The organism is Anaerococcus lactolyticus ATCC 51172 (genome assembly GCF_000156575.1).
GTDB classification, from domain to species: Bacteria; Bacillota; Clostridia; order Tissierellales; family Peptoniphilaceae; genus Anaerococcus; species Anaerococcus lactolyticus.
In genome coordinates this window covers 14,384-30,237 of the sequence record NZ_GG666045.1, presented here as the reverse complement: position 1 = coordinate 30,237, position 15,854 = coordinate 14,384, and the positions used below count along the sequence as shown (strand labels likewise).

The 15,854-nt window shown below is 31.1% G+C and carries 12 protein-coding genes and 1 pseudogene; all 13 read right to left on the bottom strand.

The features are described 5' to 3' along the window. Positions 1 to 273: 273 nt before the first annotated feature. Positions 274 to 546: a type II toxin-antitoxin system RelB/DinJ family antitoxin gene (locus HMPREF0072_RS02670; protein WP_004812197.1), complete on the bottom strand. Its 273-nt coding sequence runs from the start codon at positions 544 to 546 to the stop codon at positions 274 to 276. 80 nt (positions 547 to 626) lie between these two features. After that, a complete protein-coding gene (locus HMPREF0072_RS02665; RefSeq protein WP_004827275.1) occupies positions 627 to 851 on the bottom strand; it encodes a helix-turn-helix domain-containing protein in 225 nt (74 codons plus the stop codon). A 2-nt stretch (positions 852 to 853) separates the two neighbouring features. Then, positions 854 to 1,375 carry a DUF2975 domain-containing protein gene (locus HMPREF0072_RS02660; RefSeq protein ID WP_004816338.1) on the bottom strand — a complete coding sequence of 174 codons (522 nt, stop codon included), beginning with the start codon at positions 1,373 to 1,375 and terminating at the stop codon, positions 854 to 856. A 22-nt stretch (positions 1,376 to 1,397) separates the two neighbouring features. After that, the gene (locus HMPREF0072_RS02655) at positions 1,398 to 1,868 is read right to left on the bottom strand and encodes a hypothetical protein (protein WP_039931026.1); all 471 of its coding nucleotides are present in this window, start codon (positions 1,866 to 1,868) and stop codon (positions 1,398 to 1,400) included. A 96-nt stretch (positions 1,869 to 1,964) separates the two neighbouring features. Further along, complete coding sequence (locus HMPREF0072_RS12130) at positions 1,965 to 2,129, bottom strand: hypothetical protein (RefSeq protein WP_002834868.1); 165 nt, start codon at positions 2,127 to 2,129, stop codon at positions 1,965 to 1,967. A gap of 356 nt (positions 2,130 to 2,485) precedes the next feature. Continuing rightward, positions 2,486 to 3,142: a hypothetical protein gene (locus HMPREF0072_RS02650; RefSeq protein ID WP_004827273.1), complete on the bottom strand. Its 657-nt coding sequence runs from the start codon at positions 3,140 to 3,142 to the stop codon at positions 2,486 to 2,488. A 43-nt stretch (positions 3,143 to 3,185) separates the two neighbouring features. Continuing rightward, positions 3,186 to 9,029: pseudogene (locus HMPREF0072_RS12800) on the bottom strand (helicase-like domain-containing protein); the annotation flags it as partial. 581 nt (positions 9,030 to 9,610) lie between these two features. After that, the gene (locus tag HMPREF0072_RS12690) at positions 9,611 to 9,820 is read right to left on the bottom strand and encodes a TnpV protein (RefSeq protein ID WP_498365763.1); all 210 of its coding nucleotides are present in this window, start codon (positions 9,818 to 9,820) and stop codon (positions 9,611 to 9,613) included. Between the two features lie 995 nt (positions 9,821 to 10,815). Continuing rightward, positions 10,816 to 11,781 (bottom strand): DNA cytosine methyltransferase, encoded by a 966-nt coding sequence (locus HMPREF0072_RS02640; protein ID WP_004827271.1) that lies wholly within the window; start codon positions 11,779 to 11,781, stop codon positions 10,816 to 10,818. Further along, positions 11,774 to 13,495 (bottom strand): DNA topoisomerase 3, encoded by a 1,722-nt coding sequence (locus HMPREF0072_RS02635; protein WP_039931025.1) that lies wholly within the window; start codon positions 13,493 to 13,495, stop codon positions 11,774 to 11,776. Before HMPREF0072_RS02635 ends, HMPREF0072_RS02640 begins: the two co-directional genes overlap by 8 nt. 91 nt (positions 13,496 to 13,586) lie before the next feature. After that, entirely contained in the window at positions 13,587 to 14,570 is a 984-nt protein-coding gene (locus HMPREF0072_RS02630; protein ID WP_004827269.1) for a nucleotidyl transferase AbiEii/AbiGii toxin family protein, read from the bottom strand. Beyond that, positions 14,563 to 15,174 carry a DUF6088 family protein gene (locus HMPREF0072_RS02625; protein ID WP_004827268.1) on the bottom strand — a complete coding sequence of 204 codons (612 nt, stop codon included), beginning with the start codon at positions 15,172 to 15,174 and terminating at the stop codon, positions 14,563 to 14,565. Before HMPREF0072_RS02625 ends, HMPREF0072_RS02630 begins: the two co-directional genes overlap by 8 nt. A gap of 73 nt (positions 15,175 to 15,247) precedes the next feature. Then, the coding region (locus HMPREF0072_RS02620; protein ID WP_004827267.1) for a CD1107 family mobile element protein at positions 15,248 to 15,854 on the bottom strand (607 nt) is incomplete at its 5' end.

Here is a 15,854-nt window from a genome sequence, read left to right as displayed (position 1 = left end):
CATCATACAATACAGTAAGCAGACAAAAACCTGCCCCTATAATCTTTTACCTTTCTATGCTTTTATCATTTTTCTTCTTTTCATCCACTTTCATATCCCCTTTAGTCTTAAATTTCTTTAATTTCTCTATTGTTGATATTTTTGCTTTAGTATGCTCTTTAGCTTTTAATAATTTGGCAGAGTATACTTTTAGACTTGTGTATTCCTTATTATCTTTTCCTATGCTTTTTAGCTTGCTTTAGGTCTTTTTTAAATTTACTTGTAAACTTTATCTTATACTTCAAGGGCTTTCCTCAAGTCATCCATATTGTCATAGGATTTCACATTCGTATCTTTAGCTATCATTCTTCCTTCTTCAATCGCTTTTATAGTTTCATCACTTGGAACATTAAGTTTTAAATCAAAAGGAATGCCACTTTCTCTAATACTCGCCCTTAAAAACATGTTAATGGCAGTAGTCATATTTAAGCCTAGACTGGAGTAGATTTTTTCGGCAGCTTCTTTTATTTCTTTATCTGTTCGTATATTCAAATTTGTTGTAGCCATTTCCCCATCTCCTTTGACCTTATTATATGACCAAATTTGTGCGTAGTCAATACACTGTCATTATATTTTATGCATTAATTTTACTGTTGATATTCTTCATTATCATACTCAAGTAAATCACCTGGTTGACAATCAAGCTCCTTACAGATGCTAGCTAAAGTATTAAATCTGATACCTTTGGCCTTTCCTGTTTTTAATATTGATAAATTTGCTTCGGTTATTCCTATCCTTGCTGCGAGCTCTTTTGATGTCATATTTTTCTTTTTTAATACTTGATCCAGATTTATAATTATTTGATCCTTCATTTTCAAATTATACTTTCCGAATCTTCTTTTAAGGATTTTCCCGAATTAAATATCATCATTGATGAAAATGCTATAACCATCAAAATTATATTCGTTAAATAATCCTTAATAGTTAAATTAAAAACACCGCTAATATTGTCCACTTTAAGATAATTGAAAACTAGCATAGAAATAATTTGACAAATCGTCAGAATTATAAGTGCTATTAATATATCTCTCGAATATTTTGAATTTAAGTCTGAAAAATAATCTTTCTTCTCTAAATTCACTAAAATCTTCTCAAATTTATCCAATGAGAAACCAGCAACAATGAATATCATAAGAGCACTCAAGCATGAATAAATAATAAAAGGAAGTGAAACTTCTTGTAGATTAAATTGATTAGATTCAACTACTTGTATTACATCATCTTTAAAAATCAGAGTTAATACACTTCCAAGCAAGGTAAAACCTGCTCCTAAATATGAAATATATCTTACAACCTTAGATAATATAATCGCTATTTTAAAAATAAAACTCTTCATAACTTCTCCTCAACACTTTCGTTTATCTATTATCATCTACATCTTTCCATTCTTGTACTCTATCCTTCAAATAATTTAAATCTTCTTTAGAAAGTTCCCAGGTTAATGAAGATGGAATCATGGGCATTCCCTCCATTGTAATATATGGATAATTTTCATAAATATAAAAATCTATCTTTGTAGCTTTTTTATCCTCTCTCTTGCTGGTTAATATGAAATGGTAAGACTCTATTGCATCATCTGGTATTTCTTTAAAATAATTGTCGAAGTTTTTATCATTAATATTTGCTACGCTCATTCCTGTTAAATTGCCAAAGTAGTCTAAAACTTCTTGTTCTTCTGTTTCAACAATTTTTTTATTGTTAGAATCAAATATTTCAATCTTTTCTTCTTTTTTACTACTTGTTTGTTCTGTTGTAGTATTTGGACTACAAGAAGTTAAAACTATAGAAAAAACAAGAAAAATAGCCATTATTAAAAATCTTTTTCTCATGATAATCCTCCCCATTGAATTATTGTAAAACGATAATTATCTTTGATTATTATTGTAAAACAATAATTATAGTTTGTCAATATCATTTGTAATGACTTAAAACTTATCAAAGTCTTCTTGTGTAGCCACTTCCTTATATTTATATTCATCGTTATTCTTTTCTGTGAACATATCATTTACAAGTCCAATTGTTAGTAGGGATAAATCAGAAACAGAAAGACCAAGTTCCACTGCCCTTAGTAAAAACAAGGGTGTAGTCATTGGTCTTTCTGTTGGTCTTACTTTTTTTAGGGACTTCTTCTGACTTTATGTTTAGCCCCCATAATTCAATTATTTGAGGCAGAATTTTAAGACTCATTTAGAACTTTGTTAAAATCCGATTTTTCCATCAAAATATTTGTTCTAAGAGTTCTGGAATAAGAACGATTTCTAAGTCCCCGTCATATCCCATATTTTTCTCAGTTAAGGCTGTTTCAATTTTACTGAGTTCAATCGTACTTTTATAATCTGTTATCTTATTATCTATACATCAATACTACAATCTCCACATATAGCACCATTATATAATCTGTTTCAATATGACAAAAAAATAAAGGCAGTCCGAAGACTGCCGATATTTACCTCTCTGCACCTTTGCTATGGTCTTTCTTGTTTGACTTAACTTTGTCATCTGTCTTAAAGCTTTTTATTTGCCCTAATATGGACTTTTTATCTTTATCTTGACTCTTTACTTGTTCTTTTGCTTTTAAGAGCTTAGAAGACAAAATACGAACATTTTTATGTTCTTTTCCTTTGTTGTCAATGCTTGTTTTTACTTGACCAAATATTTTAACAAAATCTCCTTGTTTTAGGTTATCTAAATCTTTTGTCTTATCTCCATAGGCTGAACAATTGGTATAAACTTTATTCCCATCGTCATCTTTTGAAACAATTGAAAAGTTGCTTACCTTGAACTTTTCTCCATTAGCATTTTCTCTTTCAAGATTTTCTACTTTGCCAGCTATATTACCCACGAGATTTATGAGATCGTCTTTTTCTTCAAGTTCATTGATATTTTCAACAATCTTACCTTGCTCTTTCATATCATCAATCATATAGTCAAAGTCATCATTTAATAGACCTGTTGTGTCTTTGATCATAAATAAAACATAGACTTCTTCAAGTGCTTTCTCATCAGTAACGCCCTTTTCTATACTCACAAGTGCTTTTATAAAATCCTTGTAGTTATCATTCATCATTTCTTCTAAGTTTTCTCTAATATCTTTGTATTCCATAATTTCCTCCTTGTACTAAATAAGGAGAGCCTTTAGCCCTCCTCTACCTTTCTTGTCCTTTTTCGTTTTTTTCTTGATTTTTATCTTTTTCTTCTTCAGATTTAAATTTTGATATTTGTCCCAATATTGATGGTTTTTCTTCCTTTGCGTGAAGATTATCCTCTACATCATAAGTTGATTCAAAGTAATCACTATCTTTAAAATCATTGTCATACCTATCTGGTATTCCGTCATTATCAAGATCTTTTGCAAGTGGATCATAGAAGTTTCCGTCATCATCTATTTCTAGTCCTAGGGCTTGCTTTAAATCTTCTTCATCTACTGATACCAGATCATCAAAACTTGACATCTTTATGGCTTCAGTCATATCTTTAAGAGCTTGTGAATTAGATATATCTTCTCCTACAAAAGATTCTGTTCTAATAGCAACATTATCTACATACTGAGTCCATGTTTTTTCTTCCAAATTTACCTCATATTGAATAGAATGCTTCCCATCAGGTGTTTCTGTATAGGCAAGTCCTATATGGTTTAAATCAGGGTATAATTTGTCAAAGTCTTCATAGCTATTAGATTCTGAAAACTCGTAGTTGGAATAATCAACTATCGCCCTCTTTAAATCTTCCAATAATGGTGATTGGTTTTCTAATTCTTCGACTTCTCCCATATCTAAAAGTTTATTAATCTCAGCTAGTCTTAGTGTCTTATCCCTTAACTCATCTGCTTTTTCAAATGGTTTAGTTAATTCTACTTTGGCATTTTCTAAAGATTCTTTATAGTTTTCAAGGTTTTGATTTAATCTTTCAAGCCTTGAAGGCATTTTTTCAATGGCATTATCAAGCCTTGTTATATTACCATCAGTAGAGTTTGAAAACTCTCCAAAATATTCTGCTTTTCCTAGAAGTTTAAAAGTGTGAGTATTAGTCATAAAGTTATATGAAACTTGTAAGTCTAAATTTCTATATTTACCAATGACTTTGCTATCATTTATCTTTACCTTTTTTATTTCTTCTAATAGCTTCTCTCCAGCTTCTTTTTTATCTAAAATTTTATCTGCACCAAGACTGATTGAAGTGAATTTGCTATCTCCTTCTCCTAATTTCTCAATACTTGCAATATCTTCCTTGACCGCTTGTATTTCCATTTCAGTTTTTAAAATACTTTGAGGATAAATTTTATTCACCTTATCTTCAAGCTTATATTTATTAGACTTATAGTTTGCTTCCAGCATTTTTAGTTTTGTAACTTCGTTATCTAAGTCCATCTTTTCTTTAATCAGAGGATTACCAGTAGCTAAAGCCTTAATTTCTGAATAAGATAGACTTGCTTCATCAACATCTTCTGCAACTCTTACTGGAGTTTTTGAAGTCATAATTTGGGATATGAATTTCTGCTTATTTTCTATTGTCTGCCATAAATAAGCGTCAAATGTATTCTCGGTTACATATCTAAAGATATTTACCTTATCATTTTCATTGCCCTGACGAACAATTCTACCACTTCTTTGCTCTAGGTCAGACGGTCTCCATGGGACGTCTAAATCGTGTAAGGCTATTAGTTTATTTTGTACATTTGTACCTGCTCCCATTTTTTGAGTAGAGCCTAATAATACCCTTACTTCTCCTCTTCTAACCTTAGAGAACAATTCATCTTTTTGTTTGTCTGTATCTGCTTCGTGGATAAAGGCTATTTCTTCTTTAGGTATTCCCATATTCACTAGCTTATTTCTAATATCATCATAGATATTAAATTCTCCATCTCCTTTTGGTGTAGACATATCTGAAAATACTAATTGGGTCGATGAATTTTCTTTTGTCTTATCCCAGATCGAAAAGATATTTTTAACGCATACATTAACTTTTGAATTAGGATCATCAGGAAGTAGTGGATTTATTAGTCTTTGGTCAAGAGCAAGTTTTTTACCATCATTTGTAATCTTTAACATATTATCTTCTGTTGGTTCTACTTGGTTATTTCTAACCGCATCAGCTCTTTCTGAAATGGCTTCTAATATTTCTTTTTGTTCCTCAGTAGGTTTTGTTTTAATAACTTCAAAATTTGCTTCTGGTACTGGCAAATTTAACATATCTGAAGTCTTTATATCTGCTACTTCTTTAAACATGCTCATCAGTTCTGGCAAGTTATAAAACTTTGAAAATCTTGTCTTTTGCCTATATCCAGTGCCTTCTGGAGATAATTCAAAAGTGTTTTCTGTTTCTCCAAAAGTAGAAGCCCAAGCGTCAAAATGTTCTAATCCTCTTGCCTTTAAATCGTCATACTGAAGGTATCTTTGCATGGTATAAAGCTCAGTCATTGAATTTGATATTGGTGTACCAGTAGCAAATACAACTCCCTTGCCATTTGTCATTTCATCCATATACCTACATTTCATATACATATCCGAAGACTTAAAGGCTTCACTTTGCCCGATACCCGCAACATTTCTCATCTTGGTATGCAAGAATAAGTTTTTGTAATTATGAGCTTCGTCTATAAATAACTTATCTACTCCTAGTTCTTCAAAGGTTATTACATCATCTTTTTTAAAGTCATCATTTAGTTTTTCAAGTCTTACCAAGAGTTTTTTCTTTGTCTTTTCTAGTTGTTTTACTGTAAAATTTTCCCCTCTATTTCTTTTGTTCTCATCAATAAAGGAAACTATATCATCTATTTGGTCTTGTATATGCCTTACTTGATATTCCTTAGACATTGGTATTTTTTCAAATTGAGAGTGTCCTATGATGACTGCATCATATTCTCCCGTTGCAATCCTACCAATAAATCTTTTCCTATTTTTAGGTTGAAAGTCTTTTTTATCGGCCACCATAATATTTGCTGAGGGATATAACTGCATAAACTCTCTACCAATTTGAGTGGTTAGGTGGTTAGGAACTACAAATAATGATTTACTTGCAAGCCCTAACTTTTTAGATTCCATAGCAGAAGCTACCATTTCAAAAGTTTTTCCTGCTCCTACTACATGGGCAAGTAGTGTATTTCCTCCATAAAGAGTCCTTGCTATGGCGTTTTTTTGATGTTCTCGTAGTCTGATTTCAGTATTCATTCCATCAAAAGTTAAGTTAGAGCCATCAAATTCTCTATTTCTAATTGAATTAAATTTTTCATTATAAATCTTTTCTAGCCTATATCTTCTATCAGGATCTTCAAATATCCAGTTCTTAAATTCCTCTTTAATCAATTCCTGCTTTTGACTTGCAAGCATAGTTTCTTTTTTATTTAATACAGAAGTCTTAGAACCATCATCGTTTATTACTTGGTCAAATACCTTCGTATCTTTTAGATTAAGAGCATTTTCAATTAGCTTATAGGCATTAACTCTACTTGTACCATAAGTCATGTTAGCAAGGTCATTAGTCGAGTCAACACTTTTACCTTCAATATTCCATTCACTTGTGTGTGGTGAGAACCTAACATTTATATTCCACCTATCATAACCTGGTGTTTTTAAAAGATTAAAAGTAAAGTCTTCTATATCTTTTTGAGGTATCCAAGTTGCTCCTAACCTTACATTTATATCAGAAGCAGTGAGTTCTTCAGGCATAACTTCTTGTAATTTTTCTCTCTGATATTTGAGTTTGCTTAACTCATTTAATAATGTGTCTTTCTTTTCAGAAGGTGCTAAATCTATTACATTTTCAATTTCTCCGATATATGAATTTAGATAGCCAATCTTTTCTCTAATATTGCCACTTAAATACTCATCAGCCGATACATATGAAAAATGAAATGGATCGTCATTATCAAAGTTCTCAAAAGGCATTCTATTATTTATTAGGTCTGTATCCTTAATATCTAAAAATATCTCGCCCTCAAGCTCACCAATTAAGGTGTTCCTATCTTTACTTGTGATAGATTCCATATATTCAAAGTCTACATATCCCTTTTGTGAAATTGATAAGACTAAGGCTTCAAGGGAAGTATCTACATGGTCTACTACTTTTGCCTTTGTTATTGTTCTTTTTGAGAATATATCACTCTTAGCTTTAAAATTATCTTCATCATCAAGTATTTCTATTGATGAAACCAAAGGAAAGTTTGAGTCTTCCTTTAAGGCTCTAGTGTTTGATAAGGAGTTAATAAATCCATGTTTCTTTGAAAAGTTATCATAGACTTCATTTAACTTTGCTTGTGATTCTTTTATTTCCGCGTCTGAAAAATCGTCCTTTTGCTTTTCTATTACATCTTTCAAAGCATTCATTACATCAAGATAATCTTTTATCTTTTCTTTATTTTTATCTGATATATTCTGCTTTATTAAGACTGAGTTTTCTCTTAGGTAGACCTCTTCATCAATAATAGTGTAAGAAAAGTTTTTAACATCATCTGTTGCTGGAAGAATTAATTCTTCATCTTCCAATAGTTCGACCTCTTCATATTTTGAATTTGAAGATATTTCCTTACTTGCAAGATCCATTAAATCTTTTAGATTTTCGTCTTCTTTTTCATCACAAGTAATAGTATTTCCAAATCTTCCAGATACTTCTTTCATATCCCCTAATACCATTTGAGGATTATCTACAAAATATTTATTATAAGTCAAACCCTTTTTATCAGTTGCTAGGTGTATCCAATCGTCATCTCTTTCTATAACTGAATCTCTCTTCTTTAAGAAAATAATATCTGATGTAACTTCTGTACCAGCAAGTCCTTTAAATGTTGTATTAGGAAGCCTCATAGCTCCTAAAAACTTACATCTTGCATTAATATATTTTCTAACAGATTCATCTTTTTTATCCATAGTTCCAGATGATGTTATGAAGGCAATAATTCCTCCATTCCTAACCTTATCTATAGACTTTGCAAAAAAATAATCGTGAATCAGAAAGTTATTTCTGTTATATTCACGATCGTTAACTTTAAAATCTCCAAAGGGAACATTTCCTATAATTAAATCAAAGAAATTGTTTGAAAAGTTTGTTTCTTCAAAGCCTTTAATTTGAATGTTAGCTTCAGGATAAAGTTCCCTTGCTATTCTTCCGCTTAGACTATCTTTTTCTACTCCATAGACTTTAGATGCTTTCATTTCACTTGGCATATTACCAATTAAGTTACCAACTCCTGCAGACGGTTCAAGGATATTTCCAGTCTTAAATCCCATATCTGTTAGCGTCCTATATATTCCATCCATTACCTCTCTAGGTGTATAAAAGGATGTTAAGGTAGACTCTTTAGCATTCAAATACTCTTCATTTGTTAGGTTTTCTTTTAAAATATTTCTTGCTTCAAGCCATTGCCCTCCTTTTTCTTCATCGAATACATCGGCAAGACCACCCCAACCTAGATAGTCTGCAAGATATGCTTGTTCATACTCTCTTGGACTTCTATTTTCATTTTCAAGTCTTTTTAGCATTTTGATAGCTTTTATATTTTTATCTAGCTTTTCTGATGGTGTTAAGTATTCTGAGTAGATATGATTTTTCAAGTCATAATTTCTAGCAAAACTTAGCTTTTCCTTATTAGGTTCATAGCCTAGATTTTTTAAATCCTCTTTACCCCTCAATAAGTTTTCGGCTGCTTGTCTTGGCACATTGTACTTATCCATCATTTGGTCAATTTCGGGATTGTGGTTATCAATAAAGCTTTCTTGCTCTACTTCTGTTTCAATTTGATTTTCATGCTCAGATAATTTGTATATCTCATAATTTCCACTATCTAAAAGGTCATCAATCTTTCTACTTTCTTCAAATGTTTCACCCTTATATAAAGGATATTCTTCCCCATTAACTTCTACTTTAGCTCCAGTTTCAATTAAGTTAATTCCATCAAAGGTATTCTCATCTTCTAAAATAAATTCTTTTCCAACTTTTACTGCTAGTTTTTCTGATGTTTGACTTAGATTTTCAAAGATTTCTTCAAGGTATGAATCGTTTCTATATGGAATTACTTCCGAACCCCTAATCATACCTCCCATATACTCCATATTATCTCTAATGGTTACAGTTTTAAGTCCTCCACTTAGTTCATCAAAATCTGTAATGGTAAAGTCCTTATCTTTATATCTAACCTGGTCGCCTATCTTAAATTTAGGTTCTATATTTTCCTTAACTTCTTCTTGTAAAGATTTTTCCTCGCTTAGTTCAACTTGCTCTTCTAAATATGAAAATTCACGCTCATTTACTTCTTCACCATCACCAAGGTCAATCCTATAATGCTCGACAACTTCGCCGTCTACATAGTGGTCAAAATAAAATTTGAAATATCCGATATAATCATCAGTCATTTCTCCAAATTCATTTTCTCCATGAGTTTGATTGTGTTCTTTAACATCTATATCTTTTCGTCTTAGGACATTGATTAAGTCTTTAGTTACTATCTGCCCACTATAATCGGGAACTAATTCGTGGTTTTCATTAAATTCTACAATCCAATAATCTTTTCTATTTTCAGTGTTTTTGCCATCAAAAAAAGAAGCTTCATCAGCTTCCTTTTCTTGGCTTATTTCATTTTCTAAGCTTCCACGTATTCCTTGATTGCCATTTTCTTCACTGTTGCCATCAAGTTGTTCATCTGTCCTTGGTATTCCTCTGGATTCTCTCTTTTCATCTTCTCTGTCAATCCTTGTGCTTTCATCATCTTGACTTTCTCTCTCTTGATGAACTCCACTGCCTGATTCTGAATTTCCTTCAGATGGTTCAAAAGTGTTTTCTCCTCGTACATTTCCTGAAGCTTCTTCCAGTTCTCCATGTCCTCGCTCCCTACCAGGTAAGACAGTCTTAGAACTGCGTATGTCGGATTCGGAAATTTCTCCATAAATTCCAGATCCCCCTCCATCTTGTCCAAAGTTTTCTCTTCGATCTTCATTGCTATTTCCTCTGTCGCTTCCATCTGTGAAAACTCGTCCATCTCTACTTCTTGACCGATCATCTCGTCTATATAAATCATCTTGACCTCCTCTATCTTCGTTTATATTTTCTATATCTCTATTATAGTCGGCAGTAGCCCTTTCTGTCAGCAGCCTAGTACGATCCATTTCCTTAGATTTTTCTATTGTGCTATCTATAATATCTTCGCTAATCCTTGATATTACAAGACCTATCTGTTCTAAAGAAAATGTATTAATCCTAGAAAAATTATTTTTTAAATTTTCCATATCCATAGGATAGGCTGTATTAAACCTATTAGCTACCGCATAGGATATTGAGTCTCTCATAAACTTTTCAAAGCTAAGTCTATCCTCTATATCGATTCTCAAATCAGCAAGAGCCAAGTTAATATAATCATCTCCATAAATTCGACTCAAAGAAAATATATTTTCATTGAGTGAATCACTCGCTTCAAATGAAGAAGCATTTATTATTTCTTTTAAAGCATCGTTATGGTTTTCGTGGTCAAACTGCCATAAGCTAACCTCATTAATATTCCTATCCATTGATGTGGTCTGGCTAATATCAAAGATATATGAAATTCTTTGATTTATATCATTTCCAACTAAAATTGGAATACCCTTTTGACCTCTCATAACAACTCTACCAAAATATTTCTTCCACATATCAAAAGTCGCACAAGCTCTAGCTTCAGGTACTTTGTTATATATACTTAATTGGCTAGAAAAATCATATTTCTGATTATTGCCTATAACTTTTAAGAGTTTTAAATATTCTTTTTCATCTTGTAACACTTCATACTTTATAGCTTCTTGTATATTCTTAAAATCATTTACTTGCATTTCCTACCTCCATTCTATGAATTTCTTTTGTAATAGCCATTAAAATATCAACCACAATAGAATTGCCGGCCTGCTTATATAGTTTACTTGATGTGCAATTTTTTCTTCTTGGATGTACTTCTTCTAGTTTGTTAATATCGCTATCATCAAAACCCATGAGTCTTAAACATTCTCTTTCTGTTAAATACCTATATTTACCATTTCCAATATCTATTATTCCAGAATTAGGTACTCTCATCTGTTTTGTAGAAATAGTATAAGAATAATCTTTAATCACTTTGAGTCGCCCTCTAAAACTGTTATCTATACCTTTATTTAAAAATTTGAGCATATAAGGTTGGGTCATTGTATAAAGTTCACTTACATCCTTTTCTAAAAATTCACTTAGTGGTCTTGTTTCTTTCCTCTCCAATTTATTAAAAGAAAAGTTATTTGCTCCTAGACACGAAACAACAAATATCCTTTCCCTTTTTTGAGGTATACCAAAGTCCATTGCATTTAAGATTTCATACTTACTTTCATATCCAAGGTCTTCTAACTCCTTTAGATAAATAAAAAAGGAGTCCCTCATATTTCTATCAAGGACTCCCTTTACATTTTCCCAAATTATCCATTTAGGTTTTTCTTTCATTTCTTTAATTATTCTAATGGTTTCAAATAGTAAGCTTGATCTAGTTCCTGAGTTTTTTACTCCTCCCTGCTTTTTTCCAATTCTTGAAAAGTCTTGGCAAGGACTTCCATGCATAACTAAGTCTATCTGCTCATTAGGAGCTTTATATCCTACTACTGATTTTGGCTTATAATCTTCTCCATAAAGTGCGTTGTACGATTTAACACAAGCCTTATCTATTTCTACATAATCAACTACTTCATAAGGTATCTTTAAATTAATAAAAGCCTTTCTAATAGCACCAATACCACCGAAAAGCTCTAATATTTTTACCTTATTCATTTAGATTATTCTTGTACCTATCTACAAGCTCCCTTATACTATTTTCAATTTCTCTTAAAAAGTCTTCTTTATCTACTTCACCAGAGCTAATCTTTGCAAGTTTCATTTCCCATTCAGATGTTGTTTCTGCTGATTTAAACTTATCCTCTACAATCGATACAAGCCTATTGCCTTTTTCTGTTACAAGTAGATTTTTCTTATCTCTTCTTATAAGATCCTTATGGATAAGATTTTCGATAATTCCTGCTCTTGTGGCTGGTGTTCCCAAGCCTTTTCTTTCCACTTCTATATCTTTATCCAAGGATTCTACTCCTGCATTTTCCATAGCTTTTAAAAGTGTATCTTCATTATAATGACTTGGAGCTTTTGTAAATTTCTCAGATATATTTTTAGAAGTTAGCTTAATTTTATCTCCAGTCTTTATATCTGGTAATTCATTTTCTTGTCTTTCCTTTCCATAAGGCTTTAAATACTTGGCATAACCTTCATCGATTATAGTCTTGCCACTTGCATTAAAGTTAAATTTATCATATTCATATCTGATTTTTCTGCTAGATTCCTTTAAATTATCCGAACATGAAGCAAGTAATTTATTCTTAATTAGATTATAGATTTTGCTTTCTTTATCAGATAAATCTTTAGCTTTTTCAATGCCCGATATAGTAGGAATAATTGCATAGTGGTCTGTAACCTTAGATGAATTAAAAACAGACTTAAAGTTTGATTTGTTGAGTTTAAAATCTTCTTCAAGTCCTTCTAATAATTCTTTCATGGTATTAACCATATCATCAGTTAAATACCTACTATCTGTTCTTGGATATGTGATTAGCTTTTTTTCATATAAAGCTTGTGCCAGATTTAAAGTATCATTTGCTGAATATCCAAAATATTTATTTGCTTCTCTCTGTAAGGTAGTGAGATCATAAGGCTTATCTGGTTTTGTGCTTATTTCTTTATCTTCTACCTCTGTAATAACTATTTCATCTTCTAGCAGATTTAATAGTTGTTCTGCAACTTCAATTTTATCAATTCTATCTGATACAAGCTTCAATCCTTCATAAGATAGGTCTACCGTATAATATTTTTGCTTCTTAAATAGGTTTATTTCACTATCTCTTTTAGCAATTAAATATAGAGTTGGAGTTTGTACTCTACCAACTGAATATGTTTCCTTGTAAATGCAAGAATAAAGCCTACTTAAATTCATTCCCACCAGCCAATCAGCAATTGCTCTTGCACTTGCTGATCTATATAAGTCTTCAAAGTTTTCTCCGTCTTTAAGATTTCTAAAGCCATCTTCAATAGCTTTGTTTTCCATTGAAGATATCCAAAGTCTTTGAATTTTCTTCTTACATTTAGCTTGATTATATACAAGCCTAAAAATAAGCTCTCCTTCTCTTCCAGCATCACAAGCATTTATTACTGTGTCTATGTTCTTATCGTTTAAAAGTTTCTTTAAAACTCCATATTGTTTTTTAGTGCTTTTAGATACTTCATAAATATATTCTTCTGGGATTATAGGAAGAGTGTCTATTGTCCATTTCTTCCATTTTTCGTCTATCTTATCTGGACTTGCCATTTGAATTAAATGACCAACACACCATGAAACAATGTATTCACCTCCCTCATAATATCCGTTTTTTCTTGTTCTTGCTCCAATTACTTTTGCAATTGTAACCGCTACACTTGGCTTTTCTGCTATTACTAACTTCATTAATACCTCCATAAATAAAAAAAGAGCGAAAGATTTCTCTCTCGCTCAAAGTTTTTCTCCCGAATATTGTATTATTTTTGGGAGAATTCTATTACTTATTAATTTCTTTTTCTAGTTCTTTAAGAACTTTTATAATCTCTTCAAAGTTTGGATATTCTCCATATATCATTTCTTCCATAGCCTTATAATCTTTTTCTATTTCAGAAAATCGAAACTCTCTTGGAACTAATCTTAATCTTCCATTTAATGCATCTTCATACTTTGCCCACTTCCTAGGATAAAATTTCATTTTAAATTCAGTCACTTTCTTTAGTAATTCTTTATCCTCTAAGGCTTTGTTTTTAAAATCTGAATTTGCAATTTTATATAGGTCATAAAAGTGTCTTGCATACCTATGTGGCATAGGAGAAGATTCTGGTCTATTCGCTTCATGATGAAGTATAGTTGCTTTTTCCCAAAAAGTCCTCTCTGCTGATACTGTTCTTATATTAGTTTTTTCTTTAAATACATTTGCATATGTTTCACTAATTATTGGTAATATTTCAACATCAATTGCAGGTGTCCATGCTGCAAGGCTTCCTATTTCGAGTCTTATATTTTGTGTCAAATAATTAGATTCAAAGATTTTAGGATATTTACATAGAATTGTTTGTGGGTCTATTGTATCTATGGAAAATTCAAAATCAAAATCCTTTAAATCTTCTTCTAAAACTTTTAAAAATTCATCTTTTAAAAATATTTCTGTCTTTTCATTAACTTTTTTGTTGAATTTATCTTGCTTGGTATTTGATCTTTCTATCCATGGTTCTTTTTCTTCATATCCTAATACTCGCCAATCTAAAATTAGATCTATATCTTCAGAAAATCTTTCAATGAGTCTAAAGCATTTTGAAAGTGATGTTCCACCTTTAAAGGTAAAATATTCTTTCCATTTATTTTCATTAAATAGATAGTCTAAGATAAAAGTAACCCAATAGTCTTTTTCAATGACTGCTTCAGATATATTTTTCTTTCTGGCTGTATTTACTATTAAAACTCTTAAGTCTTCTTTGTTTTCTATATAAAACTTATTCATTTTTGCCCTCACAAATTTCCCTTATTACTTCATATATCCATGATGGCACTGATTTTGATTCATTCATTAAGTCTGTTCTTTCTTTTTCAGTTAAGCTTTCTCTTATCTTTTGTATAACTTCGTTAGTTATATTTTCTTTGCCCAAAGACTTAATTGCTTGAATAACTGTAGCTGTTTTCAAAGACATATTTGCAATTTCTCCTGGATTTACTTTTTTAAATTCTAAAACCGTATCCCCAATTTTATATTCCTTATATCTTCCACTAGATATATATTTATAGTGAGTTGGTACTTGTGTGGATAGTCCTAATAAGTTTAAGGCTGTGCTACTATATGGTGCAATATTCCAATTGTATTTTCTTGCTATGGCAAGTGCTAATTCGTGAATTGATACTGCTTCGTACTCTCCAATTAATTCACTATATCTTGGATTGTAATAAAAGCCATCAATGACACGCTTAATTTTTCTTTCATTAACCATTCTATTCAATGCCTTTCTAGCAGTTTCATAAGAAGCAATATCTAAAAAGTCATTAGCAAAAAATACTTTATGTGAGTCAAAATCATTTATTTTATCTGATATTTTTTCTGTATATGAACTCATTACAATCCTCCTTTGTCCCAAATATCATATCATATCTGGGACAAAAGTTCAATTGTACTTAAATTTAATATCCTTATAATAGTTCATCGTCTTCATCTAAAGACTCTTCATGGCTTTCTTCATTGTCAGACTCATCTTCTGACTCACTAATATAATCCTCATCATCTTCTTCAAAGTCTTCCAACATTTTATCTTCTTTTGCTTTAACTACCTTAAAATAATATCCTGCTCCTATAACTCCTCCAATTACAAGTGCAATAATTAGAAATGAACCTATTCCGCTTTTCGTTTCTTCTTTTACTGGAACAGTCTTAGGTTCTTCTTTTTTTACTTCTTCTTTCTTAGGCTCTTCAACCTTTATAGTATTTTTATCTTCTGATTCAATCATATTAAGTAGGTCTTGCTCTCCTACTTCTGTCAATAGCCTTACATTATCTTGATTTGATGAGTGATCCACTATTAAGTGCATAGTTTTTCCACTTTTAGTTTGAAATGTTAAAAATTGTCTTACATCTACTGGATTTTCTTTATCTTTTTCTGTATCTCCACTTGGTGTAATATCTTTTCCATTCCTATCTACATTTTCAATTACTGAACCTCTTGCCTTATTTTCCTGTGTCGCAAGATTATTTACTGCCTTTGTATTACCACCTTTTACAAGTGGAGTTTTCTTTGGAGAG